Origin of the sequence: Luteipulveratus flavus (genome assembly GCF_029439465.1) — a bacterium.
Lineage (GTDB): Bacteria > Actinomycetota > Actinomycetes > Actinomycetales > Dermatophilaceae > Luteipulveratus > Luteipulveratus flavus.
In genome coordinates this window covers 1-25,851 of record NZ_JAROAV010000009.1, presented here as the reverse complement: position 1 = coordinate 25,851, position 25,851 = coordinate 1, and the positions used below count along the sequence as shown (strand labels likewise).

Below are 25,851 nucleotides of genomic sequence, written 5' to 3'. Positions count from 1 at the left end.
GAGTCCGGAGTATCCACTCGTGAATCAGCTGGCGGACGTAGCGGTGATCGGCGCCGATGAGTCCTGCGCCCGGACAGCTCCGTCGGCGCCGCCCGTGGAGGTCGTGGAGCCCCCGAAGCACCCGCCGCCGGACGTCGAGCAGCTGGCCGAGAGCCTGCGGGACGGGTCGCGGCAGGCGCTCGCCCAGGCGTACGCGCAGTGGGCCGGGCTGGTGCACACGGTTGCGCTGCGCAGCCTCGGTGACCGCCAGGACGCGGAGGACGTCACCCAGCAGGTGTTCGTGTCCGCCTGGCGCAGCCGGCACACGCTCCGCCCCAGCCCGACGGCCCTGCCGGGCTGGCTCATCGGGATCACCCGGCACCGCGTCAGCGACGTGCTGGATCAGCGCCGCCGGGCGCACCGCAACGGCGAGGCGCTCGCGCGCGAACCCGTTCGGACCACCGACGACGGGCAGGACCGGCTGGTCGACCGGCTGCTGGTCACCCACGAGGTCGACGGGCTCGGTGAGCCGCGCGCCACGATCATCCGGATGGCGTTCGTCCTCGATCTGCCCTACCCGGTCATCGCGGCTCGGCTGGACCTGCCGCTGGCCACCGTGAAGAGCCACGTCCGGCGCGGGCTGCTGCAGCTGCGCGCCGCGCTGGCGGAGTCCGGCGACCGGCCCGACTGACCCGCGCGGCTCTCGAGCGCCGCTGGCACCGGCCCCGGTCGGCGATGGTGATCGAGGCCACGACGTGCTGGCTACACTGTCCGCGGTCCCGCCCCAGCTACCGCCCCCACGCGGGGCGGGACCGCCACTCTTCACGGCACGCGCGCCGCCTCCCGTACGCGAGGCGTGCCTGCTCGTCCGGCCTCGGCGCCGGCTGCGAGAACTTCTTCGGCGCCGGCTGTCTCAAGGTCGTCCTCGGCCACTCCTGAGACGCGGTGAGCACAGCGATGTCACGAACCTGCGTTGGCGACGTCCGTGTGGATCACGCCGTGACCTTAGACAAAACGCTGACACCTGTGAGGGTTTGTGTAAGGTTTCTCACCAGAACCCCTGACCTTCTCTTGTACGCACCTCGGTGCGCTGACAGATAGGCGTCCTAACCATGACCGCTGCTGACTTCTTCATCCCCACGGCGACCAGCGAGCTCCCCCTGCGCGAGCTGCTGCTGGAGCTGGCGACCCTGGAGGACCAGCTGCTGCGCGGCCTCGCTCACCACGGTCCGGTCGCGGACGAGGCCCGACGGACCCGGATGATGCGCCGGGAGGTCGAGATCGTCAGCGAGCTGCGACGCCGCCGGGAGAAGACCACGACCAGCGCCGTGCGCCTCGCCGAGGTCGCGTAGCGGGCGGCCTCGCCCTCAGAGGTCTCGGACCACTCTGGCGGGCGACCCGACCGCGACGACCTTCGGGGGGAGGTCGCGGACCACGACGGAGCCGGCACCGACCACGGTGTCGGCTCCGATCGTCACTCCGGGGCAGACGATGACGCCGCCGCCGAGCCAGACGTTGTCGCCGATCGTGATGGGCTCGGCGGCCTCCCACTTGTCGCGGCGCGGGCCGGGCTCGAGCGGGTGGGTGGCCGTGAGCAGCTGCACGGACGGACCGATCTGCACGTCGTCGCCGATCGTCACCGGCGCGACGTCGAGGCTGACCAGACCCCAGTTGGCGAAGGTGCGGGCGCCGATGCGGGTCTGGTAGCCGTAGTCTCACCGGAACGGCGGCCGGATCTCGCTGTCCTCGCCGAACGCACCGAGCAGCTCGGTCAGCAGCGCGCGGATGCCGTCGTGATCGGTGGGGTCGCTCGTGTTGATCCGGTGGGTGAGCGACTGGGCGCGCCGCGACTCGCGTGCCAGGTCCGGGTCGTCCGCGATGTACGGCTCACCGGCGAGCATCCGCTCGCGCATCGACCTGTCGCCCATCACCGCAACGTACCAACGGGCTGTCGCCCGGCGCGGCCCCCGACCGCTACCAGCCCAGCGGCGCGCGGTCGCGGAAGAAGCCGCCGCGCGGGCCGTCGTCGGGCAGCGTCGCCGCCCAGACGATGCCGGGCGCGCTGTCCTGCACCGGACGGGCGCCCATGTCCTCGGCGCCGGGCCAGGTCGCGGTCAGTCCGGGGCAGACCGCGTTCACCAGCACGGGGGTGTCGGCGAGCTCGGCAGCGAGCGTCGCGGTCAGGGCATTCAGCGCCGCCTTGCTGATGCCGTACGTCGCGGCCGCACCCTGCCGCTGAGTGAGACCGAACGCCTCGTCGGCGTGCGAGCCGCCGCCGGAGCTGATGTTGACGATGCGCGGGTGCGGCGAGTGGCGCAGCAGCGGCAGGAACGCCTGCGTCATCCGCCAGGCCCCGAACAGGTTCACCTGCATCACCTGGGCCGCGGTGTCGAGGTCGGCGCCGGTCGCGGTCTCGGTCCAGTCGACGAAGGCGGCCGCGTTGTTGATCAGGATGTCCAGCCGGCCCGGGTCCGCGGTCACCGCTTCCACCGCTGCCTCCACCGACGTCGCGTCGGTGACGTCCAGGCCGACCGGGAGGGCACTGACACCGTCGGCTTCTTCTGCGGCGCGGGCCGCGTCCGCCGCCGTACGCGCGGCCACGAGCACTCGTACGCCGGTGGCGGCCAGCTGGCGAGCGACCTCCAGCCCGAGGCCGTGGGCGGCGCCGGTGATCAGGGCCGTCGGGGTCGTCTCGTCGGACACGGCACTCAGCTCCTGCAGGTGGCGGATCGCTCCGTCCCATGGTGGCCCGGTCGGATCGCACCGCCAAGACCCGCGCGTGCCCCTCGTTCGTACGACTACCGATCAGCACGCTGCCGGGTGGCGAAGGACCAGATGCACCAGCCGATGACTCCCGCGTAGACGGCGGACAGGACGTAGGCGCCCGGCCTGGAAACGTAGATGAGGACGAACACGCCGATCAGGAAGACGACGGAGGCGACCACGGCAGTCCTGAACTCACGCGGGAGGACGTACTTTCCCGAGCTCGGACGCGCCGGACCCGTCGCCACTCCGCGCCGCCGTGTCCGACGGATCTTCCGCCAGCCCGTGATCGCGTTGAGTCCGTACCAGAGCAGCGCAGCGTGCACCGGGATCTGGAGCCAGAAGAGAGACGGACGCTGTCCGTCGGGGTTCAGGACGAACCGGAACAGGATCTCGAGGGGGACGAGAAGGGCAGCGATGTACGTCCATCGCAGCACGAGCCCCCGATCCGGTGCCTGCTTCTCCGAGACCGTCACGGGGGCTGTCGGCCCGCCCTCCGTCGGGCCGGCCACCGTGGTCAGCGGAGAGACGCTGAAGTAGTTGCCCTTGCCGTACCAGGACGTGAACGGCTGGTCCATGTCGAGGCGGAGGATCATCTCGTCCTCGCCGTCGGGGAAGGACCCTCGCCACACGCACGGATCGACCAGGTCGAGCTCGGCCACGAGCTCCACGTCCTTGTCGGACGTCTCGAACACCACCTCCCCGCCCGCTCGCAACGACTTGCGCACGCCGTTGACCGTCACGCGATAACGTCGCATGGCCCCGACGAACTGGGCTTCCCGCCTGACAACGACCTTCACGTGCGTCTCCCCGAAGTCCGACCTGGGCGCCTGCCGGGAGAAGAAGTACCACGACACCGCCTTCGTCAAGGGCGGGCTGGGTGTGGCTGATGCCCGATGCGGACCGTGCTCGTTCCCCGAAGGAGAACCGATGGACCTGCAACCGCTCGTCGGCGACACGTTCGCCCGGCTGGCCGACCTGCTCGAGGCGAACGACGTCTGGGACCGCCCCTCCCTGTGCGAGGGCTGGCGGGTCCGCGAGGTCGTCGCGCACGTGACGATGCCGGCCCGGATGACCCCCGAGCAGTACGGCGCCGAGATCGCGGCAGCGGGCGGCGACTTCCAGGCGATGTCCGACGCGGTCGCAGCCCGGGACGCCTCGCTGCCGGTCGAGGAGCACCTCGCCAACCTGCGGTCCGACACTCTCGCCGCCTGGCAGCCGCCCGTCGGCGGCGCGCTCGGCGCGCTCAACCACGCCGTGGTGCACGCACTCGACGTGACCAACGCCGCGGGGCTGGAGCGCGCCTCCGGCGACGACGCGACGGTCGCGATCCTCGACGGCCTGGCCCGCGACGGTGGTGCCGCCCGCTTCGGTGTCGCCGTGGACGGACTCGCCCTGCGGGCCACCGACCTCGACTGGACGTGGGGCGACGGCTCGCGCGCGGTCAGCGCGTCGAGCGGCGAGCTGGTCTCGCTGCTGAGCCATCGCACGCTGACGGACGGCACCACGCTCGCCTGACCTCACGACCAGGGGCGTAGCGCTCTCAGCTACGCCGGGCGAGGCTGCCCGCGGTGCGGCTCACTGACGATCGTTTTCGAGTCGGGACACGCCGTCTGCGGGTGGCGGCTCAGTGACCGACTCGAAACTCGGCCAATTCGCGACTCAGTGACGTGGGGACGTCGGTTTCGGACCGCCCCGGCCCGCCGGGTCATGCTGGCGACGCGGGGTTGGCGACGGCCCCGCCCATAGGGGGAGGTGGCGGGGCCGCGCCAGGTTCGACGACAGGGTGGCCCTGTCGGAGGTCCTGAGGCCACGGGGATGCGTGTGACCCTGTTCCACCATAGGTCCGGGGCCGTCGGTGTGGGGTGACGGGGAGCCGCTGTCCACCGGTGGCGGCCCCGGCTGGCTCGGGTGCGGTGGTCACGGTCGCCGACCGTTGAGGCCTCACGCTTGTTTGGCCGAGCGGTCACAGGTCAGTTGCTGTCGGCCGACGGCATGATCGGCGTCGGTACCGACCTGCCGGCCTGGCCGCCGTGGTCGCGGCCAGCCTTGCCGTGGTCTCGAGCTCCCGATCATGCAGGCCATTCGCACAGAGCCCGCCGGTGGTCGCGGCTAGGTTTACCGTCGACCGTATGCGGCAGAACCGCAGGTCGAGAGGAACGGTGATGAGCAGCTCTGACCACGGTGATCATCTCGCGGCGGCCTTCGCTGAGCTCAATAATCACCTGCGTACCGCCGGAGAACGCGGCGATGCGCTACAGGGACTTGTCGAGCTGGCAGTCCAGACGCTGCCTGGGTGCGACTGGGCGGGAATGACCGCCTGGCCACCGCGACAGAAGCCGCGGAGTCTGGCCAGCTCCGATGAGGTCGCCACCGCGGTCGATGAGCTGCAGCACCGTCTAGGTGAAGGTCCGTGCCTGGAGGCCGCTGATGACGGGTTCGTCGTGCGCATCCCCGACCTGACCGCTGAAGACCGCTGGCCCGCCTTCCGCGCGGCGGCCCTGCAGGAGTCGCCGGTCCGAGGCATCCTGGCCGTACAGCTGCTGAACGACCCAGAACGGTCGGCGCTGAACTTCTACTGTGCGACACCGCATGCCTTCACCGTGAAATCGTCGGCCACCGCCGCCCTATTCGCAGCCCACGCCCGGGTGCTGCTGCTGCATGCGGCCAGCGCCGAACGAGCCGACCATCTGGACCGAGCCCTGGTCGCGAGCCGACAGATCGGCATCGCCGTCGGCATCCTGATGAACGCTCACCACATCACCGACGAGCGGGCCTTCACGCTGCTACGTGTCACCAGCCAGCGACTGAACCGCAAGCTGCGTGATATCGCGGCCGACGTGGCCCAGACCGGATCACTTCCTCAGCCGGAATGATCCCGGTGCACCGGGCCGGATGCCAGTCCAAGCCCTCACCCGAGCGCATCAAAGAACCCGAGACCGCACCGAGATGTGCCCAAGCGGCGTTCACGGCACATGGTTGGACCGTGAACGCCTGACCAACCGATCGGTACCCGGGCCGCCAACGGCTGGCTACGCCTGGCTTACCCGCTAAGCACGGCATTAATCTCCGCGCGCTGGTCGATGCCGCGCAGACCGAGAGTGGTCAGGCTCCGTGCTTGGATGCGGTGTTCGAGCGGCAGGCGGCGGGGGTGGATGACCTGCGCTCCACCGACCAGTGGCCGCTGTTCGTGCCGCGGGCGGTCCGAGCAGGGGCGCGTTGAGCATGCTGTCGTTCCAGGTCCGGTGCTGTCGGGGGCAGTGAGCGACGCCCAAGGCTCACAGTTTGACCAAGGACGCCTGACCGGCCGTTCGTGCCCGGGCGCGAGGGCCGGCTGACGACGCTCGACCCACCGTGGCAGGCACTTATCCCTCGACGCCGGTGCTGTGGTGGGGTGCGCCGACGGGTTTGGACTCCGGTGATCCCCGCTCGCGCAGGTAGATGCTCAGCACGACCATGCTGGCCACGGCGAGGAATTCGGACTGCCAGTTCTGCAGCGTCCGGTTTCAGAAGTCCGGCGTCACCGCGTACGCGCCCAGACCGACGGGGTCCTTGAGGTTCTGCAGCTGCTCGGCGTCATAGGCGCTGCGGCCGGCGATGAGCTGGGCCAGCCATGAGGTGAGGAAGACCGCGCCCATGGTCAGGCCGAGGGAGTGCGCGAACAGGGCCCGGCGCCATCCGCCGAGCCGCGCCCAGGCGGGGGAGTCGGCGCCGGCGTAAAGCCCCACCTTCTGCTTCTCCTCGCTTTCCAGACCCGACTGGTCCACCGGTTTGGACTCCGGTGAGCCGCGCTGCACGAGCCAGACGGTGAGCACGATGTACAGCGTGAACTGCAGGTACTCCGACTGCCAGTTCTCCGCCACGTCCACCCCGAACTGCGCGGACAGCACGTACTCGGCGATGCTCAGGGTCGGCAGACCCGCGTCGCGAGCCCCACCGTTGTACTGCGCCACCCCGGTCAGGGCCTGGCCGACGAGCGCGAGCAGCAGCAGCCCGCCGAATGCCAGCGTCAGCCCGTTGTCGCGCAGCACCCGCCTCATCGGTGCAGCACCCCCAGCACGATGCAGAAGGCCAGGCCGAGCGCGATGACCATCAGGCATCCAGCGAACAGGATCCGCATCTCATCCTCCCTTCACGTCGCAGTCGTAGGGCAGGTCCTCGCCCTGAGGGCGGCAGCCGGCTGCGGTGATCAGCCAGCCGCGGTCGAAGCGGGCCAGGAAGAGGGTGTCTGCGCTGGTGTGCACGACAGCGTCCTTGCCGTACACCTGCACGCTGCGTATCTCACCTGCTGGCGGTAGCCCGGCGTCGGCCAGCCCGGCGGCGCACGGCGCGTCGTCGGCGACCTCGCGGGCGGTGACCGGCGCCAGCAGCGCGCAGGCCGAGCCCGGGTCGACGGAGGTTGTGCGGACGAAAGCGGTCGCGGCGGCGCGCACGTGGGGTGCTTCGACCGAGCCCTGACCCGAGCACGCCACGACGACCAGGGTGAGTGGCGCCAGCGCAGCCGTCGCGGCCAGCGCGCGCCGCCTGCTGCGACTCATGCGCCCGACTCTAGAGACTCCCGCCCGATCGGCCCGGGTCGAGGAGATGATCACCCGCTGGACGCCGTACGGGCGCGCGGAAGTGCGGAGAGCCGCGTTGGCTGGTGATGCTCAGCAGGTGCATAGCCTGCGTCGACCCGGCGCAGCATGCGCTTAACACGGTGGCTGTGCTGCGGGGCCCGGCTGCATGGTGGTGGCGCGCCAGGTGGTGATGAGTCCGGCGATCGTGACTGCGGCCAGGACGAGGAGGACGTTGCGGTGCAGGCCTTGAAACAGGGCGCCTGCGACGATGGGGCCAAGGATCCATCCGATGTCGGAAGCGAGGCCGAACCAGCCGAACGCGGTGCCTTCGTGTCCTTCGGTGAGCTGGGTGACAGAGGTGCGTAGGGCCACGTACACGATGGGTTGTGCGGCCATGACGACGAAGAATGAGGTGACGAACATGCCCGTCATGGCGGCGATGGCGCCGATGAGCAGGGCGACGGTCTGCACGATGAAGGCTGCGGCGGCGCTGCGACGGGCGCCCCAGCGCTCTACGAGGGCGCCGGCGAAGAAGGAGCCGATGGCGAAGATGCCTAGCCCGCAGAAGAACGTCACCTCGATGGTGGTCTGACTTGCGTGCAGGACCTCGCTGAGATGCAGGGGGTAGATCGGTTCCAGAGCGGCGTAGATGAAGTTGTTGAACAGGTCTGCGGCGCCGAGCGCTAGCGCGGCGAGCAGTATCTTCTGCTGGCTCGTGCCGGCGTTTCCGGTGGGTCCGTCATCGGAAGCTTTGGAGGAGCTGGAGTCGGGGTTGTCCTGAGTGAGGTCGGCGCGTTCGGTGAGGATCAATGCGGCGCTGAGATAGGTCATGGCCGCGCCGATGATGAAGGCGGTCTTGAACGTGATGGTGCCGGAGAAGGCGGCGACCAGGCCGGGGCCGGCGGTCATGCCGATGACTGCGGCGGCTCCGAACCGGCCGAGCGCTTTGGCCCGGCCGATCGAGGAGCGTTGTCCGAGCTGGCTGGTCAGCTGGTACAGCCCGGGCATGGCGAATCCTTCGCCGATGCCCCACAGGACCCGGAAGGCCACGATCGAGGTGGCGTTCGTGGACGTGGCCAGCGCCAGGGTGGCGGTGGCAGCGAGGCACAGGCCGCCCACCGAGACGGGTAATCCGCCCCAGCGGTCGACCAGGCGCCCGCCGAAGGGTTGGACCACGGCCTTGGCGGCGGCAAACCCACCGAACGCGACCCCGATCTGCAGCGGACTCATGTCGAACCGGTCGGCCAGCAGCGGCACGAACGGCACCAGCACGGTGTAGGCCATGTTCGCCAGGGCCACGGCGAACAGCAGCCGGGGGAGCGCGGTGCGGCGAACCCGGCTCGGGGCGGAGGTAGGCGCGGTCACGCCGGCTGGCCGAGCATCTGGGCGATCGTGGCGTCCATCTTCACCAGCTCGGTCTCAACCTTCGGGTCGTCCGCCGTGAGAAGGACAGGTGTCCACTGGTCGGTGGAGGTGAAGCCTCGGCGCTGCTTGAAGGTGACGTTGCCGCGGCCGAAGTCCAGCACGGTGATGGGGGATCCACAGATCGAGTCGATGATCTCGTGCAGCAGGAAGGTGTAGGCGTGGTGCTCCTCCATGCCCTGCTGCTCGACGCCGGCGGCCCACAGCACCATCACGTTGTCGTGGGTGAAGGCCAGCGTGCCGGCCAGGATCTGCTCGGCTGACTCGGCGGTGATCAGGGTGGCCATCGTGGTGCGGGCCATGGTCAGCAGTGAGGCGGCGTCGTACAGCGGTGGGATGCCGTGCCGGGTCGCGGACTGGGTGGTGAGGTCGGTGAACCGGTGCATCTTTGCTTCGAGATCGGGGTCGTCGTGGCGGTAGCGGTGCAGGGTGACGCCGGCTTCCTGGGCGCGCCGGTGCTCTCGACGCATGCCGCTGCGCCCGGACTTGGACAGCCCGGCCAGGTAGTCCTCGATGGTGGCGGGCACTGCCAGCCGGCTGATGAGGTCCAGGCGCATGAGGATCGCGTTCTGCGCGGCGCGGGCAACCTGGACCAGGTCAGGACGTTCCAGACCGGGGATCACCAGCGCCTGAGCTTCCCAGGTGTGGGTCTGCTCGAGCGCGGCCGCGATCACGTGGGTGAACTGCTCGATGGTCAGGGTGTTCAGTGGGCTGGCGCTGGCGTACAAGGTGCCGAGGTAGGCGATGTTGCCTGACCAGATGGCGGGGGCGTCGCCGTCGGCCTCATACCCGGTCCAGAACGGGCTGGCTGAGATCAGCCGCAGCCGCTGCCCGTCGGCGACGGCGGCGCCGTTGCCGACGGGCAGCGTGGTCTCCGCCACGCAGGTCTCGATCGCAGTGGCAGACCAGGCGTCCTGCCACTGCGGCTGAGCGAACAGCGCCCCGCAGTCGGAGACCACTTCAGCTCCTAGGTTCACCTGGGCACCTTCCCACGGGTGTGGAGGGGGCACTGCTCTAGCAGCCCGGTGTTCTGGTCGGGCAGGGCGTACTGGCGCCACTCCCGCATCGTCGGATCACCGTAGGCGAGATCGACCAGCTGCGGGTGTGGTGGCACCGCGTCCCAGTCCTCGACCCGGGCGTAGATGTCCTCACGGATCCGTTCACCGCCGGGGTCGGACCGGTCGACCCCGAAGAAGATCCGTCGCGGCTGGAAGCACATCAGGAAGTACTCGCCCATCCGGCGGCTACGGCGGTGCTGGTAGGCCGGGATGCAGGGGAAGGCGAACATCGGGTCGCCGGCGAAGCAGAACTCCCACTGCGGTGAGTCCGTGCTGGTGGGGATGTCCGCCGGCCACGGCGCGGGGTCGTGCTCGTGCAACCACTGCAGCACCTGCCAGAACCACTGAGCGTCTTCCGCATAGGTGTGGTCGGTGCGGTTGAACAGGGCGATGAACACGTGACGCCGCTTCGGATGCTCCTTCGAGAACGCCGCGAACGTGCCCAGCGCCTCGGCCAAGGCCGGCAGGTCCCGGTCGGTCGGCACCAGGGCGAACCGCATGTGACCCTGTTCTTCTGCCTTGGTGCCGAAGTAGCACGGGAAGTCCGGATCCAGGATCGTGTCGCGGTACTGCTGCATCGCCGTCTGCGCCCAGAGCGGCCCCGACCGGAGGATCTCCTCATTCGTCCACAGCACCGGCTGGGTCACGGCTGTCCGGTGGGCGCGGGCTTCACGGCCTCCACCAGCAGGTGGTAGCCCAGGTGGTTGAACGGTGCGGTGTCGCCCAGCACCGACTCCAGCTTCTGCACCGCCCCGAGGATGGACTCATCGGCCAGCACGGAGTCGGACAGCCACGTCGACAGGGTGCTGTTGCCCCGGGTCTGCACGGTGATCATCCCGGCCGTGGCGAACAGCCTGCGCAGGTCCATCGGGGTGAAGCTGTGCCAGGGGGCGCGCCGGTCGGCGCCGTCGCGGGTGCTGGTGAAGACCAGGTCCTTGTTGTCGACGTCGGTGATGTCGACCGAGGCGAACCGGTCCACTCCGCTCATCCGCTCGAACACCTCGTTCTTGACCCCGAACAACGCGCGGCCGCCGGGGCGCAGGACCCGGGCCGTTTCCTGGAAGGCTCGCTGACGGTCCTGAGGCGGCAGGTGCATCAGGGCCAGCATGCTGACCACGACATCGAAGGAGTCGTCCTCGAACGGCAGCTCGCACATGTCGCCCTGCTGGAAGGAGGCGTTGGACAGTCCGCTGCAACGGTCCTTGGCCTTCTCCAGCATGCCCGGCGTCAGATCGAGGCCGACGACGGACTGAGCCTGCCTGCCCAGGGGTTCGGTGAACCGGCCTGTCCCACAGCCCATGTCCAGGACCTGGTCGGTAGGGCTGATGTGGTCCAGCACGAACGACATCTCGGTGGCCATGAAGCTGGCATCCACCGTGGTCGTCCCCGGGATGCGCTCGTCGTACTCCTGGGCGATGTAGTCGTAGACGTCCAGGACGGCATCCCGCGTCGCCTGGCTGTCGTGCTGGGGCTGAGTCTGGTTGATCGTCATGTCGTTCCTCACTTCGCTCGGATAGATGACTTACGGGTGGTCTCTGAGCAGGGGTGCGCTCATGCAGCGCGGACCGCCACGGCCCCGCCCCAGCTCGTTGCCGTCGACGGCAAGAACATCGACGCCATGGCGTGCCAGGGCATCGTTGGTGGCTTCGTTGCGTGCGTAGGCGACCACCGTTCGTGGCCGCAGGCACAAGACGTTGTAGGCGTCGTTCCACTGCTCACGGGCCATGGTGGCCGCAGAGCACTTCGTCTCGATCACCTCGAGCTCGGTACCCGCGCCAGCAGCCAGGGCGGGCAGCAACGGACCGGAGTCCACGCAGCGGACCTGCCCGCCTCGGCGAGCGAAGGTATACGCCTGCAGGTGAGGCACCACGGGCTCATAGGCCAGCAGGAGGTCCTCGTCCACAAACGTCATGACCGTGTCCAGATGCATCGCCGAACGGACTCGAGGAATCTTGGTGACCACCACGGCCAGATCCGGCTGCTGACAGATCAAGGCCTCCGCAAGATGCAACACCGCGCTCGGGCTGTTCCGCTCGCCCTGCCCGATCACGACGGTCCGGTCGTTGACGACCAGCACGTCTCCACCCTCGACGTCGGGGCGCAACACCTCATGGTCACAGGACTCGATGGGGTCAACGGCTTGCAGCGCCCGGTAGACCGCCTCGATGACCAGCGCCTCGCCGGTCCGTGCACTCTTGGCCATGCTCGGCAGACAGATCGTGTCGCCGACCACGAACGAGCTGTCCCGGGTGAAGACCTGGTTGGGCAAAGGGCGCAGCGCGAACTCGTTCGGATCGATCCAGTCGGACACATCCGCGATGTCCAGCTGGCGCATAGTCACCCCGTGGATCAGCAGATCAGCCAGCTGCGCCGGAGAGGCGTACGACAACAGCTCGCGCAGCGCCATATCCACGCTGCCGGGCATGGCTGCGCGCCCAGCCTCGATCGCCCTGATGACCGCGTGCCGCGCAGCCGCCGGCACTAGCGCAGCCTGCAGGGCGACCTTGACCTGCACCGCATCGACACCGCTTTCATGCAGCAACGCCTCGAACGCCCGGTGCTCATCAGCCGCCCGGGCAGGCGCTGGACTGTCGTCGAACAACATGTCCAAGGCATTCCCCGGCTGCAGATGATCCAGCTCCGCGCCAGGGGTATGAATCAGTACCCGACGCAGCACCCCGACCTCGGACGTCACGCCAAATGAGCACGTAGTAGGTGTTTCAGAGCGTGCGAAATCGACCGTCAACATGTGGCCCCCTGTAGGTCCCTGTCACGCCCGATCTACCCAGGGGCTTCAGAGGACACTCGGGCCATGCGGTGAACGTGAGGTCATCGTTTGGTCAAGTCATCGGACCGTGCACCATCACCCGCAAGCCGAGCAGGCGAGCACGGTCATGCACCGACGACGACTTCGTCAACCGACGATCCCGCCCGTTCTGCGTGCGCGATGGGTCCAGAAGCGTAAGCACCGGAAGGCTCGGTAAACGGCGCAGGCGCCGACCTGGATCGTCACGACTCGAGAGCCGTCACACGCAAAGTGCCGGACTACTCGGGCGGTTGCTGAGGTTCGAGCCGAATGACGGTCGGGCACGCGCTGGCCGATGAGTCGAGGACGAAAGATACGGCGGCGGCAATGTCGGAGGGTGCGAGGAGAAGGTGGGGGGCCGCCTTGCCCTGGGCTGACTGCAGGCCGGCGCCGGCGGCGACCAGCCCGGGGGAGATGAGGCTGACCTTGACGCCGTGGCCACGCAGATCCAGGAACATCGCCTCAGTCAGGCCGGCGAGGCCGTGCTTGCTGGCGACGTAGGCGGCGTTGTTGGCGTGGGCGGTGTGGTCGGCGCCGGACCCGATGAGGATCAGGTAGGCGGGGGTCGCCTCGATGAGGTGAGGGCTGATCGCGGTGGCGAACACGGCCGCGGCGGTGAGGTTGGTGCTCAGGACCGCGCTCCAGCGGGCTGGGTCGGCGCGGTGGGTGGGTGCCCAGTCGAAGAGGCCGACAGCCCATACCGCGGCGGTGATCGGGCCGCGTTCGGCGGCATCGTGCACGGTGGTCAGCAGTGCCCGGTGATCGGTGACGTCCAGGCTGCGCCACCGCGCTGCGGCAGGTTCGCAGGCTCGGGCTGCGGCCGCGAGCCGTTGCTGGTCTCGTCCTAACAGCACGGGAGTGAAGCCGCGGGCGGCGAGCAATCGGGCGACGGCAGTCCCGATCGCGCTGGATGCACCGGCAACCACTGCCTGCCCACGACCGTCACCAGAGCTCATCAGCGCATCTCCTCAAGGCCACGACCCGTCCCTAGGTGTCGGCATACGGACTCCACTCCAAACGATCATCGCCTCAGCATCGGCGTCCGAGAAAGCGGTTACAGGACATGCCTGTCCGTGGCGGGGGTGTGCCGTGGTACTTCTTCTCCGGGCAACTGGGCCAAAAGCTGGATAGGGGAGTGGGATGCGGGGTTTTCGTCGTAGGGCGGCTGCGGTGGTGGCGGCAGTGTCGGTGGCGGCCGGTGGGGGTGTGGTGGCGCTGCTGCGGGCGGAGCCGGCGCAGGCGGCGGTCCGGTTCTGCTCCTCGATCACGCCGGTGTCGCAGCGTCCGACGTTGCGGGCTGGTGATACCGGGTGGTGTGTGCAGAACCTGCAGTCGCGGTTGAACAGCCGGGGCGCGGCGCTGACGGTCGATCACGACTTCGGGTCCAAGACGCTGGCGGCGGTGAAGGCGTTCCAGCGCTCGGCCGGGTTGCAGGTGGACGGGGTGGTGGGCGCCAAGACCTGGACGGCGTTGATCGGTGGCACGTTGGAGATCCCGGCGTACACCACGACCAGTGGGTACATCCAGCAGCGCGGCCCGAACCGCACCTCGCGGATCGTGCTGACCTTTGATGACTGCCCCTCCAGCTACACCTCGTTCAAGGCGATGGTGGACGCCGCGCAGGCGCAGCGGGTCACGCTGGTGCTGGCCCCGACCGGTGACTGCCAGGCGGGTAGCAGGTTCAGTGCCGCGTACGCCCGCGCCCACGGTCAGGTGGTTATCGGGCACTCCAAGACCCATCCGAACCTGGTCACGCTGACCGACGCTCAGGTGGTTGCCCAGATCGACCCGGGCTCGGCGGCGTCGGGGTACATGCGCCCGCCGTACGGGTCCTGGAACGCGCGGGTGAGCACCGCGCTGGGCACGCGGGGGGTGAAGGTGTGGGCCTGGACGCGCGACACCGGTGACTGGACCGGCCTCAGCCAGGCGCAGGTCGTCTCCTACGTCACGAGCACGGCCCGGGCCAACGACACGATCTTGATGCACATGCAGTGGAAGGGATTCAGCCCCTCGGCGCTGGGTCAGATCAAGACCGGGCTGGCCGGCCGCGGCCTGGCGTTGTGCCAGGCCTACGTCGGCACCACCGCCCCCACTGCGCTTCCCGCTCAGCTGCCCTGCTGAGGGCCCGGCCCTTGCTGCTTGCCCGACGCAGAATTGGTTCAGGCAACAACCTTCGGTTCCGGAGCGATAGAGGCTCATACCCATTTAGCGTCGAGGATAAACATTACTTATCGATGCTCCTGCCGTTACCAAAAGGTAATCATCGGCATTTCACCGTTTCCTGATTTCTCAGTGTCTGATTCCTCTCGGCGCCGTCCCTGACAGGGGGAGACGGGCCACCCATCTGGGAGGTTGGGCATGTCGAAGCGTCGAACACGGGCGACAGGGTTGGCGGTGGCAGCAGTCACCGTCACCGCACTGGGGCTGGCGGCGGTGCCGCCGCCGCCAGCGACGGCGGCGGGTACGGCTGATCCGGTGGCGGCCGGGGCACGACCGGGGGCGACCCGGATCCCGTTCCGAGTCAGTGACCAGGTCAGCGCCTCGGTCGATGTGGGCACGGGCAACCTGATGGTCTCCACGACGGACCGGACGATGCCGAGCATCAAGGGCATGCAGTCGTTCGGGCTGATGTACCAGTCGCTGTCGCAGTCCAGTGGCTCCCAGGTCAAGTCCGGGGCGGCGGGTGCGGGCTGGTTCATGGCGATGGGTCAGGACAACCGGCTGGTCAGCAACGACGACGGGTCGCTGCTGTACCTAGGCCCCGATGGGCAGCAGGGCAAGTTCACCCCGCTGGACGGCTCAAACGGTTACGACGAGCCGGCCGGGTTCAAGAAGAAGTCGCTGGAGAAGAACGACGACGGCACGTACTCCATGACGGATCTACCGACCCGGGCGGTGTCGAAGTTCAACGCCGATGGCCGGCTCATCTCGGTGACCAACCGCAGCGACCAGGCGATCACCTTCACCTACACCAGCGGCAACGTCTCAGCGGTGACGATGCCGAACGGGCAGAAGCTGACCGTGGCGTTCACCTACAACAAGCTGACGTCGATGACCCGCCCGGCCAACGGGGCGCTGCCGGCCGGCACGGCCACCTACGCCTACGACAGCGCCGGGCGGCTGGCGTCGATCACCCGGCCCGCGGTGGGGGGCAGCCCGGCCAGCACGACGACGTTCACCTACAGCAGCGCCGGTGACCTGGCCTCGATCACCGACGGCCTCGGCAACGTCACCACCATCACCACCGACGCCAGCCACCGGGTGACGGCCGTGGGCCAGGGCAAGGGCACCGATGTGGCCACCACCCGGTTCGCCTACGCCTCCGCCACCCAGACGCTGGTGGCGTCGCCGATCTCGAACCAGGCCGTGGCGCCGTCGCAGACCTATCACGCGACGTACACCCTGAACGACGATGAGCGGGTGACCAAGTCCAGCGACCCGTTGCTGCGGGAGCGGGACACCACCTACACCCCGTTCTTCGACGTCGCCTCCCAGACCAACGGCACCGGCGGCACCGCGACCGGCACCTACGGCGCCAACAGTGGCGCGTCGCTGACCAAGGCGACCAACGCGTTCGGATCCAGCAACTCCAGCACGTACGGCGCCGGCAACAACGCCTATGACCCCTCGACCGGCACCGACTCCCAGGGGAACTCCTCGACGTTCACCTACGACGGGTCCGGCCGGCCCTCCTCGACCACCTCCTCCGGGGCGAAGGCGGAGGTGGAGTACTACGCCGACGGGCTGCCGAAGTCCTCGACCGACCCGGCGGGTCAGAAGACCACCTACACCGAGGACGCGACCGCGAAGTACATCACCAAGATCACCCCGCCGACCGGGTCGCCGATGGGTCCGACCGCGATCAGCGGGAACCCGGCCACTTCTGTGACCAACGGTGCCGGTCAGACCAAGAGCTACAGCTACGACGACCGGTACGCCACCACCAAGGTCGCCACCGCCACCCAGGCCGTCAGCTACGCCTACGACGCCAACGGCCGGATGACCTCGCGCACGGACAAGAACCAGAAGAGCACCTACACCTACGACGTGCGCGGCAACCTCACCCAGGTCGCCGCGAGTCCCGTGACCGGCGGCACCGCCCCCGCGGCCAGCACCGTCGGGTACACGTACGACAAGAACGGCAACATGCTCACCCGTGTCGTGGCCGGCGTGACCACGAAGTACACCTACGACCAGGCCAACCAGCTGGTCGCGATGACCCTCAAGGACGGGTCGGTGACCCGGTTCGCCTACAACAAGAACGGCAAGCGCACCGACACCTGGTCGCGTACCAACACCGACAACACCACCTTCGCCGCGCACACCAAGACCGTGTTCGGCACCGGCGGCAACCTGGCCCAGCAGTGGACCTCGGTCAAGAGCAGCGACAGCAACCGGCTGTACGACTATTCCTACTGCTACGCCAAGTACTCCGTCGCGCCGACCTGCCCGTGGAACACCAGCTCCTCGCTGAACACCGGCAAGATCCAGTACATCAAGGACAACAAGACCGCCACCATCACCCAGCTGGGCTACGACAACCGCAACCGGCTGGTGTCAGCCACCAACTGGGAGGGCCACGACTACGCCTACGCCTACGACTCGGTCGGTAACCGCACCTCGGTCAAGCGGGACGGAGTCGTCACCAAGGCGCTGACCTTCAACAGTGCCAACCAGATCTCCTCAGCCGGGTTCGCCTACGACAAGGCCGGCCGCCGCACCGCCGCCGACACCAACGGCACCACGGTGTGGAACGACCTGGACCAGTCGGTCTCTCGGACCAAGAACGGCAACACCGGCACCAACGTCTACGCTGGCGACGGCCAGGACGAGATCATCATGGCCAAGGACAGCAACACGACCAAGACGTTCGTTTACGGCCGCCCCGACAAGTCCGGGGTGCCCACCGCGGAGTACACCACCAACGGCACCGCGACCACGGTGAACGAGAACGACGCCTCCGGCATGCCGCTGAGCTGGAGCAACAGCGACGGGGTGAACCTGATCGTCGTCTTCGACGGCCTCGGGCGCATGTACGGCACCGTCGGAGCGGACGGTGCACTGACCAGCAAGTACACCTACGACCCGTTCATGATGATGACCGCCATCACCTACCCGGCTACGCTCACCACGGCCAAGAAGAACGCGACCGCCCGCGCCAGCGAGCTCAACGCCTCCGGCGCCGGCGGGTCCTCCCCCTGGAGCACCCCCGGTGTCCAGGACGAGGTCGTCAAGGACTACTGGAAGCGCGGCGCCCGCTGGCACGACACCCCCACCGCCACCTGGACCAGCGTCGACCCCATCACCAAGCTCAACGACCCCTCCCGCGCCAACCCCTACACCTACGCCAGCAACGACCCCATCAACCAGTTCGACCCCGCCGGACGGTACGACTGGGGCGACTTTGGGAATGACCTGTTAAACGAAGGACTCTCCTATGCGGCTGGCACTGCAGGTGGAGCCGTCGGGGGAGCGTTCGGATTTGCAATCACTGGTGGGAATCCTTGGGGTGTCGCAATCGGTGCGTCGCTCGGCACGGGGTGCGCTTCAGGTGCGGCGAGCGCCGGCCTCGACGGGGGAGACGGTAGCGATGTTGCGCTCGGATGTGCGACTGGTGGGGCAGAGGAGGTATTTGATCTCTTGGGAGAGAAGAAGAGGTAATGGAAGTTGAGGTTCGTAGGGATCCGACGATAGTCGGTTTCGCCCGGCCCTATAAGGTGAGCGTAAACGGCCAAAACGGAAAGCTGCGCTTGTGGAAGACATTGTCTTTCAAAGTGGAAAGCCGTGACGTGGAAGTTGTCGCGAGACTCGGGTCCGTCAATCCCTGCATGTGGCGAGGATCCATTCCACCCGATGAAGATCGACTGGTCTTATGTGTGAGTCAAGACAGACCAGCCGACGCGTGGTGGGGTCAAGGCAAGTTTTTCGACATATCGGCCCTCTCGCCTGTGAGTTATGAAGGAGATTTTTCGAAAGTGGATGAGAACAAGAATCACACAGTTGAGCTAGGCTCCAAAAAGGATCCGCCAAGTGCTAAAAAGTGGGCGCTCATCGCCGTGCTCCTCCTTGTTCTAGATATCTGCTTCCGGGTCTTCCTCAATCGAGGCAACGAGCGGCCTTGGCTTCTCCCGTTACAGATTCCCGTGCACTTCGCGGTACTTGCATGTGGCATTTATGCAGCCATGGCTTGGCATCGCACGAAGGGCGGGTCCTCCTAGGTGCCGGCTTGGTGATCGCGAACCGGTCTGTGGCCGAGGGAGGCAGGCGACTGCCTCCCTCGGCCACAGTGGGAGGCACGCTGTCTGAGGGAGCGAAAGACGCAGGTTCTCGCCACGGCCTAAACGAGAAGGTCAGGGCAGCTGAACGAAACGGTGGGCCTTACATATGGGCCCAGGGAGGACACGGCCACGATCGTTGCTCCGTGCCTGCCTGCGGACGAGGTTGCCGAGGTCGTCGACTGGCTTGCTCTCATTCATAACATCTTGTTCGGAGGGCGCAGCCACGCGTATGGCTTCGGCTCGGTGTCGATCGTTTTCGAGCCACGCCGGCGGCCACGTCCAGACGGCGGTCAGTGCGGCTCAATACCCTTGGCTCACTAAGCGGCGGCGTGAGCGTGGCTCACTATCCGTCATTTCGAGCCAGGCAGGGGAGTGGCCATGACGTCGTACGGGTATGCGCGGGTCTCGACGATCGCGCAGGACGCGCAGGCGCAGGTCGACGCGCTGACCGCGGCCGGCGTCGACCAGGTAGTGGTCGAGCACGCTTCGGGCACCCGCTCGGACCGGCCGCTGCTGGTCGAGCTGCTCGGCCAGTTGGTCGAGGGTGACACGGTGACGGTGTGGCGGCTGGACCGCCTCGGCCGCTCGACCACGCACCTGGTGGAGACAGTGCGCGAGCTGGAGACCAGAGGAGTGGAGTTCCGGTCGCTGTCGGAGCACATCGACACCCGCACCCCGACCGGCAAGCTCATGCTCGGGCTGTTCGCGCTGCTGGCCGAGTTCGAGCGCGACCTGATCGCCGAGCGCACCGCCGCCGGCCTCGCGGCCGCACGCGCTGACGGCAAGACGCTGGGCCGCCGCTCGAAGGTGAACCCGCGCCAGGTGCAGCACATCCACGACCTGGTCCGGCAGGGCCGGTCTCAGCGCGACATCGCCGCCTTGACCGGACTGTCCCGCGCCATCGTCGGCCGCGTCGTGCGCAACGAGATCCCATCGCTCGCCGCCCATCAGCCGCACGGTCGACCCGACCCGCAACCGGTTGAAAGTCAGGCCGAAGTCCCTAGGCACGGCCAGCGTCGTCCCTTCCGGTAGACCGCGAAGGGTCAGCGGTGGGCGCCCGCTAACCCTTCGCGCAGGTAAGCCATCGTCTGTCCGGTCGACAGAGTGCAATTCGAGTAGAAGGTCGACGCCACACCCGACCTGGAGCGTGCCGCCGTCGCGCTGAGTGAATGGAACGACGACCCCGAGCGGTTGGACCCCTACGACCCTGTCGCGTGCAAGGCGCAGACCGCCCAGCCGCTGGCACCGTCAGCCTGATCGCGGCGCGCGCCGGCCAGGAGGAGGTGCTGCGACCGCTGTCGGACATGGCAGACCGGAACGCCCGTGCATCCCTGGCGCAGCCGTACGAGCCGACGCGCGCGCACCGTCGTACGTGAAGGCACAGCACGTCGCGCTGGCCGCTCGTCATCTGAACCTTGCGCTGCCCGCTGGCGGTGTCGACTCCTCCCGCGGCTGGATCGCGGTGCTGCAGCAGTGGAACGTGCCGTGCGCGCGATCGAGTCCGCCAGGGAGGCACACCAGCGCGCCAACCTCGCGCGCGCCAAGCTATCCACTACACGCGTGGTCCCGGCGACGCCGACACCGGTGATCGAGCACCTGGACAGCACTGTCGCCAGCGATCGGCTCCAGGCCGTCCGGCAGACCGCAAGGGCCGCACAGGCCCGTCCCGGGTCTCGCAACGCAGCACCCGCGCAGCGCTCGAGTTGGAACCGCCCGTCCCGCCTCGTGCCGCAACGCGACATCGAACACGGCTCTGCAGTCGAGCAACTACGCCCGTGCGCCTGACATGCCCTTCCACTTCAGAACCGACTTCGCGCTACCTTCCCGAAGTCCTCCGCGTACTCATCCAGTGCGGTCTTCGCCCGCTCGGGATCTTCGCCGAACAATCCCGCACTGAGCGGCGCCCAGCCGCCGCCCTGGGTCGCGAGCTCGTGCTGGAGGTCCCGCACCGGACTGGCGGTGAACGAATGGGCTGAGCGCCACGTCGACCTCCCGAACCAGTGTGAGCTGCCCCAGATTTGGCCGTCATTGCTACTCGCCCTGCGCAAGTTGACGGCGTCCTGAGCGAGCACCCCGAGCATCACTTCGGCCCGGTCAAACGCAGCAGCGTACATGTCGTCGTCCGGTAAGTGGTCCGCCAGAACAGGCCGCAGGACGGCGAACAGCCAGTCTGCGACGGGGGTGTGCAACTTGACCTGGTCCTCCTTTAACTTCTTGAAGGCGTCTGCGACTGGAACGTCACGTTGCGCTGCTCGCGCGAGTGAGCTGCTCACCCAACCCTGGTCGTCGAACGGTGCGTAAGGATGCGTCGCTTCGAGCAACGAAAGCGGTTGCTCCTGGTATCGGTCACGCACGTACGGGTCAACCACCAGCGTCTTCAGGTTGGCCCACCGATCACTGGCTACGCACCCCACACCTGCTGTCATCAACGCGATCAAACCAGGCACATGCCGAATCCTGAGCAGCGCCTCCGCCCCGCCTTCGATCTTGGTCGCAGCCTGCACGAAAGCCCGGATGCCGTTAGACCACGGCGTCAACGCCGTTGGGTTCGCCCAGCGTGTTGCCGCGTGCAGCGACGCGCAGAACGGTTGCGCGATGGCACACAGTTCCTGAGCCTCTGTTGCAACCCGAATGACTTGCTCCTCAGCGCTTCCGCCCAACGGTCCAGAGACCCGGTCAGGGTCCTTGAGGACGCTCAGCACACGCTGTGCCTCTCGGGTCACCAGATCGTCCAACTCAATCTGCCGGGTTGGATCCAGCAGCATCTCCTTGGTGAGCCGCTTCACCAGATCCGTACGGTCGGCGTTCGTGGCCTGCTCGATGGCCGCGACGGTGGAGGCGGTGTCGAGCCGCTTCTCGCCCATCACACGGTGGATCGTGGTGACCAGCTTTGCCGCTTCGGCCGCGTGACCATCGCCGAACAGGTTGGAGTAGTTGAGGTCGTTGATCGAGCGACCCGCTCCCAGGTCCCAGTGCGGTACCTCGCCCGCGTCGAAACGCACGGGGATCAGCCATTCTCGGTCGGGCGGCCTCAGGCGGAACTCATCTGCTGCCAGCGTCAGCTCTTCGTTCATGTAGGACTTGTCCTTGGCACGAGAACTGTCTGAGAAGCAGGCCAGAAACATCAGAGATCCGTCCCGGATCGCCTGACGGATCTTGGCCTTCCATGCTTGTCCGGGACCGAGCGCCGATCGATCACGCCAGTATGGGATCTGGGCGGCCTCTAGCACCCTGCAGAGGCTGTCCACCTTCTCCGCGTCTTCACGCACGTAGGAGATGAAGACGTGTTTGCTTACCGGAGCCTCACTCATGAGACCGGAGCATAGGTCGCCCCGGCAACAGGTGATGGCCAGCAGTCCGGCTCGAAGTGGCCACTCCGGCCATACCTGGGTGGTCAGACATGGTTGACCTGCCGTGGTCTCCAGGGGCCGATTCGGTGCACGAGCGTGCCGGAGGCGATGTCCTTCTACTCCGCCGACACGGAAGACCGCTGCGTCGACGATGACCCACAGGCAGTGCCGGGTGTCCTCGATGAGGTAGGTGCCTTTGGTGGGGATCGGGTCGGTGCGGTAGCCGGTCCGGCGATCATCGGCCCAGCTCGTTGTTGCGGCCGCGCCGTTGTGTCAGGGCTGACTTCACCGGCTTGCCCGGGCGGTTGCCTGACTCGGTCAGCGATCAAGCTGTCGCTGGATCGCGGTCCGCATGGCAGGAAGCGCCCGCTCCTCGAAGCCGGCCTGGCGGACTCCGATCCGGTGGACGTAACGCTCGTCATCCTCTGCCCGTCCGTCGCTGTGCCGACCGATCTCCCTGACGTCGAGCAGACCGAACCAGTCGAGCGTTTTACGAGCGGCCGAGTATGGGTCGCGGTGGATGCCGTAGTGGCGCAGACGTACCTTTCCGGGAAAGGCATGGAGTCCTTCTTCGATCCACGAGCCGGCGCCGCAGGCAGCCATCAGCAGCACTGCTATCTCGGAGTCCTCGAGTACGTGCAGCCAGCCGTTGAGGATAAAGCCGGGAGGCAGCGCGAAGACGGCAGCAGACGTTTCGGGGATCGCGTACTCCTCCCGCTCACCGTGGGCCTCCGCGCCCGCCTCGTAGAGCGGGACAAAGCCCTCGAAGCGGTTGCGTGCTCCGGGCTTGCCCGGCAGATCAACGAGGCCGACGGTCGCGAGGCGCTCCAGTGCCTTTCTGACGGTGCGCGCGCGCTTGTCACGGGCGTTGTGGTAGATCCCGCCGACGTTGTTGTCGGTCGGTAGGGCGGCTACGAGATCGGCCCAGCCGGTGTGCTGGCTGTCACCGGCGATGGGGATCTCTAGGTCTGCGAGGTGGGCGCGAGCCTTCGGTTTGCGGTGCAGCTGCAGCAGGGCGAGGACGGTCAGCTCAAGGCGGAGGGTCGAGCCGAGGCTCGACGAGATTCGGGTTGCGGGTGGCCTGAGCTCGCGCGGTGGGGCTTTGCGATCCGAGCTGTCCCCGTCGATCGGGTCGCTCAAGTGGACGAAGGGTCGACGGAGCCGAAGGCCCTCAGTTCGGAGCTTGCCCACCGACCGCTCGTAGCTCAGGAGCTTGGTGTCAAGCGCGTTCAGATGCGCCTCAAGGCCGCTGACCTGAAGGCGAGCGAGACGGCGTTGAAGCTGCTCCCGCTCCTTTGCAGTGGGCTGGCGCGTCCAGTCGGCAATGAGATCTTGCAGCATTTGGCTCCCAGATATGACTGCTCAATCTGAGCGTCTTAACCAGCCAGATACGCCATCTTCAAGGCCTGATCTGGATGACTCATTGCTGGCCGGTTGAGGCGCTTCATCAGTGTACTGGATCGGTGCGCACGGATGTGTCACTACTTGAGTCGAACGGCGCCGACCGGGCGCCCGCTACTCAGAAAGGAGGAGACGTGGACACGCGACACCAGCCGCACGAGTGGGCGGCCCAGACGAATCAGCGGCGGTCCGGACACCTGAGTTTGCTTCGCACGGCACTTCAGGTCATCCAGACCACCGCCATCCTGGTCCGCATGTGGCACGACCTGTGAGGTCGTAACAGGGGACGGGCCGGCCTTAGCCGGTTGCAGCCGGCTAAGGCCCCGCCCTCGTTTCCGACTTCTTCGAGAGTAGTACGTCGCCCCGGGGCTGGCGCTCACCAAGGTGAGCTTGAGCCGCTCGAAGGATGACAAGGATTGCGATCAAGAGGGTCGATCACCGTGGACGGAGGTCGCGGCGCGGCGACGTGGTAGTCGACGGGGCTGTTGTCGAGGAGGCGCGAACCGGCCGAGGCCCGACGGAGTTCGGTCAGGTGCCGATGAGCGAGTTCAGGAAGTAGGCGGCTCCCCGTGGACGTGGCGCTGAGCCGAGCTGCGAGCCCATCACGGCCAGTGCAAGAGGTGGATCACGTGTGGGGTCGATACGTGTCAAGCAAGGAGACGACCGCGGTCGCCACTGCGTGCGACGTTGACCAGGAGGACCTGGAGCCGGTGTGGCCGGGGTTGTACTCGATCGCGCCGACCACGCCGGCGCCGGTCGTGCTCGAGGACGCCGACGACACCGGTGTGGTGGCCCGCCGATTGGAGGTCGCCTGGTGGGGTTGCGGCCGCACTGGCTGGATGAGAAGCGGCGCGGGTTTCACAACGCCCGGATCGAGACCGCCGGTTCCAAGCCGGCGTTCCGTACCGCCGTGGCCCGCCGGCGGGCGGTGGTGCCGATGAGCGGGTACTACGAGTGGGTCGCGCAGGAGGACGGCAAGCAGCCGTTCTACATCCACCCGGCCGACGAGACCGGGCTGTTGTCCGCGGCCGGGTTGTACGAGCTGGACATGGCCCTTGTGGGGGAGTGTCGCCTGACGTTCACCGTCCCGACCCGCACGGGTGTCGATGCCACCGGGGTCGTGCACGACCGGATGCCGGTCTTCCTCGACGAGCCAGCCCGGACCGCCTGGATCGCCCCGGCTGACCTGGCCGCGACCAACCGGGAGGGACATGCTCGGCATCCTCGACATCACGCATCGACGGTGGAGGCTTGACCCATTCGTACTAGTCCGACGTCGAGACACCCCAGGACCCGGCACGCCACCGCGACGGGAATCCGTCCACGGCAACCCCACGAACGAGCCGGAGCCCGATTTGGGAGCACGTTCTCTCGAGCGAAGTGGGCCGAAGCCCGCTTCGAGATCTCGATCTCCAGCGCCTGAGTGCGGTTCTCACGGCGCAGCCGGACCAGCTCAGCACGCTCTTCCGAGGACAGGCCCTCGCGGTTGCCCTCGTCAATGTCGGCCTGCGCCATCCAGCGTCGTAGACCCGACTCAGCGATCCCTAGATCCTTCGCGATCGCAGCGATCGGCTTCCCCCGCAGCCGCGCGAACCCGACCGCTCGATGACGGAATTCCGGGTCCTCTCCGAGACGATCATCGCCTCGGCATCGGTGTCCGGTAAAGCGGTTACAGGGCAGTAGTCTACGGACGTGTGGGTCCTCAGGGCGACTTCTCCTCGGCACCTTCTATGGGCCATCGCTTGTCGATCTGCCTCTGAACCGCGTCGCGCAGGAACTTGTGGTTTATCCCCTTCTCGTTGAGGTAGGCGACCAAAGCCCCTCCAAGCACTGGGTTCATCATGGGGGCGCCCACGACCACCGCCACCATGAAGAAGAGCAGCACAAGGTTGATGATCTCGCGGGCCGCGCCCGTCTGAAGGAGGGGTGTCTTGGCTCGCTCTACAGCGGACTGTACGGCTTGCTCAAGGTCGAGGTCGTCGTTAGCGGCGTTGACCTCGTCCAGTACCTCGAAGGCGGCACGGATGAGTTCGTCCGCATAGCGCGGGATCGTGACCGTCGATCGGATCGCCGCGGTCGCGGCCTTGTTCTGTTCGAGGTAGGCAGTCAGTGCGCTCTGGATCGTGGGGACTTTCCAGCTGTCCGCGAGAGCGCGTTGCTGCTGGAGTGCTTGGGTGATGCCGGCCGAGATCGAAGGAACAGTCGTCGATCGGATCGCCGCGGTCGCGGCCTTGT

Annotated in this window: 23 protein-coding genes and 1 pseudogene; 9 read left to right on the top strand and 15 right to left on the bottom strand. The window is 67.5% G+C overall.

Annotated features, from left to right (window positions below; translation table 11 throughout):
- Window positions 1-19 precede the first annotated feature (19 nt).
- Both P4R38_RS03055 and P4R38_RS03050 read left to right on the top strand, forming a co-directional pair.
- Window positions 20-670 carry an RNA polymerase sigma factor gene (locus P4R38_RS03055; protein ID WP_277190998.1) on the top strand — a complete coding sequence of 217 codons (651 nt, stop codon included), beginning with the start codon at window positions 20-22 and terminating at the stop codon, window positions 668-670.
- Between the two features lie 421 nt (window positions 671-1,091).
- Window positions 1,092-1,331: a hypothetical protein gene (locus tag P4R38_RS03050; RefSeq protein ID WP_275238952.1), complete on the top strand. Its 240-nt coding sequence runs from the start codon at window positions 1,092-1,094 to the stop codon at window positions 1,329-1,331.
- A 15-nt stretch (window positions 1,332-1,346) separates the two neighbouring features.
- Here P4R38_RS03050 and P4R38_RS20020 read toward each other — a convergent pair whose 3' ends face one another.
- From P4R38_RS20020 to P4R38_RS03035, 4 genes are all read right to left on the bottom strand, one after another.
- The gene (locus tag P4R38_RS20020; protein ID WP_346770733.1) at window positions 1,347-1,619 is read right to left on the bottom strand and encodes a DapH/DapD/GlmU-related protein; all 273 of its coding nucleotides are present in this window, start codon (window positions 1,617-1,619) and stop codon (window positions 1,347-1,349) included.
- Window positions 1,620-1,694: 75 nt separating this feature from the next.
- The gene (locus P4R38_RS20015) at window positions 1,695-1,907 is read right to left on the bottom strand and encodes a maltose acetyltransferase domain-containing protein (RefSeq protein WP_346770732.1); all 213 of its coding nucleotides are present in this window, start codon (window positions 1,905-1,907) and stop codon (window positions 1,695-1,697) included.
- Between the two features lie 46 nt (window positions 1,908-1,953).
- Complete coding sequence (locus tag P4R38_RS03040) at window positions 1,954-2,682, bottom strand: SDR family NAD(P)-dependent oxidoreductase (RefSeq protein WP_277190997.1); 729 nt, start codon at window positions 2,680-2,682, stop codon at window positions 1,954-1,956.
- A 95-nt stretch (window positions 2,683-2,777) separates the two neighbouring features.
- The gene (locus tag P4R38_RS03035; protein ID WP_277190996.1) at window positions 2,778-3,500 is read right to left on the bottom strand and encodes a hypothetical protein; all 723 of its coding nucleotides are present in this window, start codon (window positions 3,498-3,500) and stop codon (window positions 2,778-2,780) included.
- Window positions 3,501-3,672: 172 nt separating this feature from the next.
- Here P4R38_RS03035 and P4R38_RS03030 point away from each other — a divergent pair, with 172 nt between their 5' ends.
- The gene (locus P4R38_RS03030; protein ID WP_277190995.1) at window positions 3,673-4,260 is read left to right on the top strand and encodes a maleylpyruvate isomerase family mycothiol-dependent enzyme; all 588 of its coding nucleotides are present in this window, start codon (window positions 3,673-3,675) and stop codon (window positions 4,258-4,260) included.
- 647 nt (window positions 4,261-4,907) lie between these two features.
- Entirely contained in the window at window positions 4,908-5,618 is a 711-nt protein-coding gene (locus P4R38_RS03025; RefSeq protein WP_277190994.1) for a GAF and ANTAR domain-containing protein, read from the top strand.
- 489 nt (window positions 5,619-6,107) lie between these two features.
- On the opposite strand, the pseudogene P4R38_RS03020 reads toward P4R38_RS03025, so the two are convergent.
- From P4R38_RS03020 to P4R38_RS02985, 8 genes and pseudogenes are all read right to left on the bottom strand, one after another.
- Window positions 6,108-6,782 (bottom strand): annotated as a pseudogene (locus tag P4R38_RS03020) (DUF6766 family protein).
- A gap of 81 nt (window positions 6,783-6,863) precedes the next feature.
- Complete coding sequence (locus P4R38_RS03015; protein WP_277190993.1) at window positions 6,864-7,280, bottom strand: hypothetical protein; 417 nt, start codon at window positions 7,278-7,280, stop codon at window positions 6,864-6,866.
- A 153-nt stretch (window positions 7,281-7,433) separates the two neighbouring features.
- Window positions 7,434-8,666: an MFS transporter gene (locus P4R38_RS03010; protein WP_277190992.1), complete on the bottom strand. Its 1,233-nt coding sequence runs from the start codon at window positions 8,664-8,666 to the stop codon at window positions 7,434-7,436.
- Entirely contained in the window at window positions 8,663-9,700 is a 1,038-nt protein-coding gene (locus P4R38_RS03005; protein WP_277190991.1) for a GNAT family N-acetyltransferase, read from the bottom strand. The genes P4R38_RS03010 and P4R38_RS03005 overlap by 4 nt, the downstream gene beginning before the upstream one ends.
- Window positions 9,697-10,428: a YqcI/YcgG family protein gene (locus P4R38_RS03000; protein ID WP_277190990.1), complete on the bottom strand. Its 732-nt coding sequence runs from the start codon at window positions 10,426-10,428 to the stop codon at window positions 9,697-9,699. Before P4R38_RS03000 ends, P4R38_RS03005 begins: the two co-directional genes overlap by 4 nt.
- Window positions 10,425-11,273 (bottom strand): class I SAM-dependent methyltransferase, encoded by an 849-nt coding sequence (locus tag P4R38_RS02995; RefSeq protein WP_277190989.1) that lies wholly within the window; start codon window positions 11,271-11,273, stop codon window positions 10,425-10,427. Before P4R38_RS02995 ends, P4R38_RS03000 begins: the two co-directional genes overlap by 4 nt.
- A gap of 30 nt (window positions 11,274-11,303) precedes the next feature.
- Window positions 11,304-12,476, bottom strand: a complete 1,173-nt coding sequence (locus P4R38_RS02990) for an arginine deiminase (RefSeq protein ID WP_277190988.1) — start codon at window positions 12,474-12,476, stop codon at window positions 11,304-11,306.
- 350 nt (window positions 12,477-12,826) lie between these two features.
- On the bottom strand, window positions 12,827-13,543 hold the full coding sequence (locus P4R38_RS02985) for an SDR family oxidoreductase (protein WP_277190987.1): 717 nt from the start codon (window positions 13,541-13,543) through the stop codon (window positions 12,827-12,829).
- Between the two features lie 214 nt (window positions 13,544-13,757).
- Here P4R38_RS02985 and P4R38_RS02980 point away from each other — a divergent pair, with 214 nt between their 5' ends.
- The 3 genes from P4R38_RS02980 to P4R38_RS02970 all read left to right on the top strand — a co-directional run bounded on the left by P4R38_RS02980 (window position 13,758) and on the right by P4R38_RS02970 (window position 19,897).
- On the top strand, window positions 13,758-14,708 hold the full coding sequence (locus P4R38_RS02980) for a peptidoglycan-binding protein (RefSeq protein WP_277190986.1): 951 nt from the start codon (window positions 13,758-13,760) through the stop codon (window positions 14,706-14,708).
- 273 nt (window positions 14,709-14,981) lie between these two features.
- On the top strand, window positions 14,982-18,248 hold the full coding sequence (locus P4R38_RS02975; protein ID WP_277190985.1) for an RHS repeat-associated core domain-containing protein: 3,267 nt from the start codon (window positions 14,982-14,984) through the stop codon (window positions 18,246-18,248).
- 995 nt (window positions 18,249-19,243) lie between these two features.
- Window positions 19,244-19,897 carry a recombinase family protein gene (locus P4R38_RS02970; protein ID WP_277190984.1) on the top strand — a complete coding sequence of 218 codons (654 nt, stop codon included), beginning with the start codon at window positions 19,244-19,246 and terminating at the stop codon, window positions 19,895-19,897.
- Between the two features lie 767 nt (window positions 19,898-20,664).
- Here the strand turns inward: P4R38_RS02970 and P4R38_RS02965 are convergent.
- Together P4R38_RS02965 and P4R38_RS02960 are read right to left on the bottom strand one after the other, a co-directional pair.
- Window positions 20,665-22,176: a toll/interleukin-1 receptor domain-containing protein gene (locus tag P4R38_RS02965; RefSeq protein ID WP_277190983.1), complete on the bottom strand. Its 1,512-nt coding sequence runs from the start codon at window positions 22,174-22,176 to the stop codon at window positions 20,665-20,667.
- 357 nt (window positions 22,177-22,533) lie between these two features.
- Window positions 22,534-23,556, bottom strand: coding sequence for a hypothetical protein (locus tag P4R38_RS02960; protein WP_277190982.1), 1,023 nt, complete (start codon window positions 23,554-23,556; stop codon window positions 22,534-22,536).
- 194 nt (window positions 23,557-23,750) lie between these two features.
- Between P4R38_RS02960 and P4R38_RS02955 the strand changes: the two genes are divergently transcribed.
- Together P4R38_RS02955 and P4R38_RS02950 are read left to right on the top strand one after the other, a co-directional pair.
- Window positions 23,751-23,888 (top strand): hypothetical protein, encoded by a 138-nt coding sequence (locus P4R38_RS02955; RefSeq protein ID WP_277190981.1) that lies wholly within the window; start codon window positions 23,751-23,753, stop codon window positions 23,886-23,888.
- Window positions 23,889-24,430: 542 nt separating this feature from the next.
- Window positions 24,431-24,871 (top strand): SOS response-associated peptidase, encoded by a 441-nt coding sequence (locus P4R38_RS02950; protein ID WP_277190980.1) that lies wholly within the window; start codon window positions 24,431-24,433, stop codon window positions 24,869-24,871.
- A gap of 447 nt (window positions 24,872-25,318) precedes the next feature.
- Here the strand turns inward: P4R38_RS02950 and P4R38_RS02945 are convergent.
- The coding region (locus P4R38_RS02945; protein WP_277190979.1) for a hypothetical protein at window positions 25,319-25,851 on the bottom strand (533 nt) is incomplete at its 5' end.

Coding starts and splice junctions, on each gene's coding strand:
- P4R38_RS03050 (WP_275238952.1), top strand. CDS start 1,092: ATGACCGCTGCTGACTTCTTCATCCCCACGGCGACCAGCGAGCTCCCC.
- P4R38_RS20015 (WP_346770732.1), bottom strand. CDS start 1,907: ATGGGCGACAGGTCGATGCGCGAGCGGATGCTCGCCGGTGAGCCGTAC.
- P4R38_RS03035 (WP_277190996.1), bottom strand. CDS start 3,500: ATGCGACGTTATCGCGTGACGGTCAACGGCGTGCGCAAGTCGTTGCGA.
- P4R38_RS03030 (WP_277190995.1), top strand. CDS start 3,673: ATGGACCTGCAACCGCTCGTCGGCGACACGTTCGCCCGGCTGGCCGAC.
- P4R38_RS03025 (WP_277190994.1), top strand. CDS start 4,908: ATGAGCAGCTCTGACCACGGTGATCATCTCGCGGCGGCCTTCGCTGAG.
- P4R38_RS03015 (WP_277190993.1), bottom strand. CDS start 7,280: ATGAGTCGCAGCAGGCGGCGCGCGCTGGCCGCGACGGCTGCGCTGGCG.
- P4R38_RS02995 (WP_277190989.1), bottom strand. CDS start 11,273: ATGACGATCAACCAGACTCAGCCCCAGCACGACAGCCAGGCGACGCGG.
- P4R38_RS02985 (WP_277190987.1), bottom strand. CDS start 13,543: ATGAGCTCTGGTGACGGTCGTGGGCAGGCAGTGGTTGCCGGTGCATCC.
- P4R38_RS02970 (WP_277190984.1), top strand. CDS start 19,244: ATGACGTCGTACGGGTATGCGCGGGTCTCGACGATCGCGCAGGACGCG.
- P4R38_RS02965 (WP_277190983.1), bottom strand. CDS start 22,176: ATGAGTGAGGCTCCGGTAAGCAAACACGTCTTCATCTCCTACGTGCGT.
- P4R38_RS02960 (WP_277190982.1), bottom strand. CDS start 23,556: ATGCTGCAAGATCTCATTGCCGACTGGACGCGCCAGCCCACTGCAAAG.